The organism is Microvirga sp. Mcv34 (genome assembly GCF_024519725.1).
Classification (GTDB): domain Bacteria; phylum Pseudomonadota; class Alphaproteobacteria; order Rhizobiales; family Beijerinckiaceae; genus Microvirga.
This window is the reverse complement of sequence record NZ_JALJRK010000175.1, coordinates 1-4,215: the sequence shown is the minus strand read 5'-3', so window position 1 is coordinate 4,215 and position 4,215 is coordinate 1. Positions and strand designations below refer to the sequence as shown.

Here is a 4,215-nt window from a genome sequence, read left to right as displayed (position 1 = left end):
AGAAAGTGCGAGTAGGAGGCCCGCATCTCGGGACTCGTGTGTGAGCCAAGGCTAAAGGTTTTGAAGCGTACCCGGTCGAAGCCGCAATCCGTAGCCCATTTCTTGATCTCATTGATCTGAGATTCCGAGTATGACGTCAGGAGCGTCTGCAGGACCGTGATCGGGTTCTTGGCTCCGAGTTCGTCTTTCACCTTCAAGAAGGTTTCGATATTGGCTTTCACGACCTCATAATTTTAGTTGACGCGGTAACTCTCCTGAGCTTGTTTGGAGAAACCGTCCATGCACAGTGCAATGCGTGTGAGGCCAGCTTCGATCATACGCCGGGCCAGGTCAGCCTCCAGCTTCGTAGCATTGGTGCTCACAAAGGTACTGTGCCCATGCCGATGGGCATAAGCAATCATGTCAGGAAGAGCCTTGTTCAATGTAGGTTCGCCAGAGAAGTTGAAGAAAATCGCCGGCTTCACATCTTCTTTCTTGAAGTCGTCGATAATTGATTGGAATAGATCAAGACTCATTAGCCCGCGCTGCCGGGTCATGGCAAAGGTTACCGGGCAGACAGGGCAACGCAGATTACAAGAGTTGGTGACGTCAATGATCAGTTCACCTGGGATCCGCTTGAAAAAGCAAGCGGGATATACCCAGCGCCCCACCGCGCCACAGCCGTCGCAAATCTTCGCGGATCAAGCTTCCAGGTTCGACGGGCCTGTTTACGACCGAGATTGCTCCCCTCAGACTGCACCAACATCTGCTTCGACATCACCATCTCTCTTGTGCGAAACCTTCGGAGCCTGCCGAGGGTCTATATAGAATCTTCGATTTTTGGCCGCGCCCTGTTGGAGTCGCGTCGATCAAGGCTAAAATTTACATCGGGTTTGCCTCTGTCACCCATGGAGCTTACAGCGGCGAGTGGACTGTAATTGCATAGCTATCTCCTTTGATCCTTTGATATAGCCTCCAGAGTAACGTCGCGCATTGACCTTGATCAACAGGTGCCTGCTGCTTATGGGTCGCTCTAACCGGCTTGCGAGATGCATTAGTCGCGCTGCCCAGATGGGTTTCTGGTTCTATCCGAAACTTATGGAAACGGTTGGGCCGCCCCGAAAGTTGAGGGTTTAGAAGATTGAAGATGCCTTGATGCTTACGAACAAATATCGGCATTTCAATCCGGCTTTAATCCCACACTATGGGGCGTCTGACAGATTACATCTTATCCGTTGAAGGGCGCTACTCTGCAATATCAGCGAAACCATCCACATCGTTCTGTCCCCGAGAAAAGGAGCAGTTGAAGTGATGAGAGGCGTGCCGGCATGATGAGGCTCGAAACTTTGCTGTTGATCAGTACATTATACTATTATATAAACATACTATTATATAAACACGCGGCTCCTATGATCAGGATCAAAGACGAGGCGGCAGTTGCATAGTACATATGCCTTGGCCTGGATCAGAAACTCTATAGGATCATAGTGGCTTATGAAGGAATTCCGTTCGGTTTTGGTGCCGCTACAAAGTCCCTGTTCCTCAGGGGCCTACCGTTTTGTCAACTGTGAATCACTTGTCATGATCAGCGAGGCACATTCAGTTCCCGTGCTCCCCGAGCCTCCTGGGTTGGGCGGCAAGCACCTCGTCTTAGAAAGGAAGGCCCAGCACCATAGCGGACTCGTGAGCTATCGAGGCTCCGGCATCGGCACCAATGCGCCGTGGGATGATCGATGTGCCACTACACTGAACTACTTGTGATGTGTCGCTGGCAGGGCTTAGTCCTTTTCGGAATCACTCAGCTAAGCAAGCAAGCTGAAGGACAAGCAGGGACGCTGGACAGATTCCAGTTCGAGTGGCAATAATCTGATGATACAGAGTTTCTTTACACACCCGGCGTGCCAACGATCTTCTGTCGTGCTTTTGGCGCGGACTGCGGCGGCGGTCATCTTCGTTAGCCTCTCCACTCTTCAGGCTGTAGCACAGTCGGCAGGCGGCCATACCGAGCACCACCCTGATACTATGCCCCCCCCGAGCATGTCCGCGCCAGCCAGCCCGGCAGCCCCGTCCGGCGATCAGCCTCCCAGTGCTACAGGCAGTCCGTCATCGATGCCTGGCATGGGATCCTCTGGTGGCGCGGGAGCTGGCGCCATGGGCGGTATGATGGGCGGCGGCATGGGAGAGATGGGCGAGATGATGGGAGGACGTCCGCAGAAGGAGTTCTATCCCTCCCTCATGAACCTGCCTACCCTGTCTCCCGAGCAGCGGCAGGCGATCGAGGCTCAGGCACGCGCACGGATCAGCGCAGGAACAGACGCGATCGCCAGCGCTGAGAGCGCGCTCCGGCATGCGAATGCCGCAGGAGATGCCACCAGCGCGGAGCAAGCAGCCCGCCGCCTGCGCGACGGCCTCAATCAGGTGAGCAGCGGTACGGCGGCGCTCCGGGCGCTTGCCGAAGGAAAAGCCCCGGCGCAGATCGCACAAGACTGGTTCAAAGGCCAGCTCAACCTGACCACCGCTGCGCCTGTGCACGCTCCGGATGGGCTGCTGGGCCTCTCCTGGTTCCACCTCGTGACTATGGCGCTAGTGTCGGCCTTCGCCATCGCCATGACAGCCATCTATTTTGCTCGCATGCGCCGTGCGAACGCACTCGTGGACCGTTTGTCGAGCGCCACTCCAGCTCCGGCCATTCCCGCTGCACCTCCAGTTGCAGCGCGCCAGCAGCCTTCGTCTTCTGGCGCGCCAGCACCCCCCGCAGCTCCACTGAGTGCCGCACCGAGCAGCGGGTCGATAGCACCGGCTTCATTGGCTGTGCCTGTCAGCCCGCCGGCCCGTCCTGGACTGTGGAAGGGACAGCTGCGGGTGGCGGCGATCTTCGACGAGACCCCGAACGTCAAGACCTTCCGGCTCAGGAACCCACAGGGCGGCCCCATTCCCTTCACCTTCGTCCCGGGCCATTTCCTTACCTACTCGGCCGAGATCGATGATCAACTTGTGAGGCGCTCTTATACCATTGCGTCCTCGGCCGCCCAAACGGCCTATGTCGAAACCACCATCAAGCGTGAGGAGCAAGGGATCCTCTCACGGTACATGCACGACACCATCAAAGTTGGTGACCTGGTGGATGTGATGGGGCCCTCAGGCGTCTTCACTTTCAGCGGGACGGAAGCCGAGAGCGTCGTGCTGATCGGCGGAGGGGTGGGCATCACGCCGCTCATGGCGGCCATTCGCTACCTCAACGACATCGCCTGGCCCGGCGAGATCTTCCTGGTCTATGGCGCACGCTCAACGGTGGACTTCATCTTCCGGGACGAGCTTGAGCACCTCCAGCGCCGGCACCCCAACCTGCATGTCATCGCCACGATGGCGCGTGCCACCGGGACCTCATGGATGGGCCCGGAGGGGCCGATCACGAAGGAGCTTCTGGCGCAAGCGGTGCCCGAGATTACAAAGCGGCGCGTTCATCTGTGCGGCCCGCCAGGCATGATGGAAGCCATGAAGAGGCTGTTGGCAGAGCTTGGGGTGCCCAGCGAGCAGATCAAGACCGAAGCGTTCGGTCCTGCCAAAGGTGCTGTGCCCCCGCCTGGTGTCACAGTGACCACACCTCTGCAAGCGCCTGCCGACGGTGCTGCCGCGGGAACCACGGTGCTAACGACACCCACCCAGGCCCCGGCAATTGGGCCCGCAACGGCATCGATCCGCTTCGCCAAGTCGAACAAAGTCGTGCCGTTGCCGCCCGACCAGAGCGTGCTGGAGGTTGCGGAGGCCGCCGACGTGCCCATCGATTACTCCTGCCGCGTCGGAATTTGCGGGATCTGCAAGACCAAGCTGCTGGAGGGCCAGGTGACCATGGAAGTCGACGAGGCGCTCACGCCCGAGGACAAGGCGCAGAACATCATTCTGGCGTGTCAGGCCAAGTCAATCGGCAACCTGGTGGTGGATGCCTGACATGAACCAGACCGAACGGCTCACGGTTGGGGCCGGCCTCACATTGCTCCTGTTCCTGACACCGGCGTTCGTCCTCCATACGTCGCCGCGGTTCCCGGGCAGTCTCACCGGAAGCATCCTTGGCATCGCAGCCGCCATCCTGATGGTGCTGCTACTGGTGTATCCCCTGGCCAAATACAGTACTTGGCTCAAGCCGCACATCACTCGCCTGGTGTCCCTGCGCTCACTGTTGGCCTTCCACGTCTATGCAGGGGTGCTTGGTGCGCTGCTCGGGATCCTGCACACCGG

At 58.5% G+C, this 4,215-nt stretch carries 3 protein-coding genes and 1 pseudogene; 2 read left to right on the top strand and 2 right to left on the bottom strand.

What is annotated here, in order from left to right:
- A partial coding sequence (locus OC446_RS29585; protein WP_262032476.1) for a hypothetical protein occupies positions 1 to 221 on the bottom strand: 221 nt, incomplete at its 3' end.
- Between the two features lie 12 nt (positions 222 to 233).
- On the bottom strand, positions 234 to 650 hold the full coding sequence (locus OC446_RS29580) for a radical SAM protein (RefSeq protein ID WP_262032475.1): 417 nt from the start codon (positions 648 to 650) through the stop codon (positions 234 to 236).
- 1,480 nt (positions 651 to 2,130) lie between these two features.
- On the opposite strand from OC446_RS29580, the gene OC446_RS29575 reads away from it, so the two are divergent.
- Positions 2,131 to 3,927, top strand: coding sequence for a 2Fe-2S iron-sulfur cluster-binding protein (locus tag OC446_RS29575; protein WP_262032474.1), 1,797 nt, complete (start codon positions 2,131 to 2,133; stop codon positions 3,925 to 3,927).
- Position 3,928: 1 nt separating this feature from the next.
- Positions 3,929 to 4,215: pseudogene (locus tag OC446_RS29570) on the top strand (iron reductase); the annotation flags it as partial.